1 protein-coding gene is annotated in these 635 nt (G+C 53.2%); it reads right to left on the reverse strand.

Going from position 1 to position 635, the window contains the following annotated elements; translation table 11 throughout:
* Positions 1-197 precede the first annotated feature (197 nt).
* Positions 198-635 (reverse strand): transposase (locus GHO32_RS26160; RefSeq protein ID WP_153338457.1); only part of this gene is annotated, 438 nt, incomplete at its 5' end.

The raw sequence follows: 635 nt of genomic DNA on the forward strand, positions 1-635 counted from the left end.
CGGGGATTTTGTTTTTGTGCTCGAAAAACACAGAACATTGCCCCGCAACAAACAATCGATAAACCCAGCGAAACCCCCAACTAGAACTGGACACCCCCCACCCAGGCCCCCACGTTCTTGCAGCTTGCAGCTCAAATTCCAGACATAAAAAAACCACCGCTCAGGTTAATGCCAGTCAGTTAAGCTGACTGGCATTTTTATTTTCGGGTCGGATATTTTGCTGGGCGCTGCTTCACTGCTCGCGGGAACCACCGATCAGGTCGCCGATGGGGCAAAACATATTGCGGCGCTGATGCCTGCAAATCGGCTAGAAACCCTGGCAAGTTGCCGGGATGGTTCAGTGACGTGCCATGCAGCAAGCCCAAAATCGCCCAACTGCAGGCGGTAAAGCTCATTTCACATGGGTACACACCAGGGCACTGCCTGGACATTTGCACCATCTGATAACGCAATAGGTTGTAGCCCAGCAGCACGCCCCACAGCTCTTGCGTAATCATCTCCGGTGTCTTGCTTCGCAGCGTGTACTCTCCCCCCAAAAGTCCTTGTTTGATCTCGCGATAGCCCAGTTCGATTTCCCAACGCTGACTGTAAAGATCGACGATCTCATCGCACGGGAAGCGCAGCGGATCGGTCAT

Origin of the sequence: Pseudomonas sp. FSL R10-2189, from assembly GCF_009600325.1 — a bacterium.
GTDB lineage: Bacteria > Pseudomonadota > Gammaproteobacteria > Pseudomonadales > Pseudomonadaceae > Aquipseudomonas > Aquipseudomonas helleri.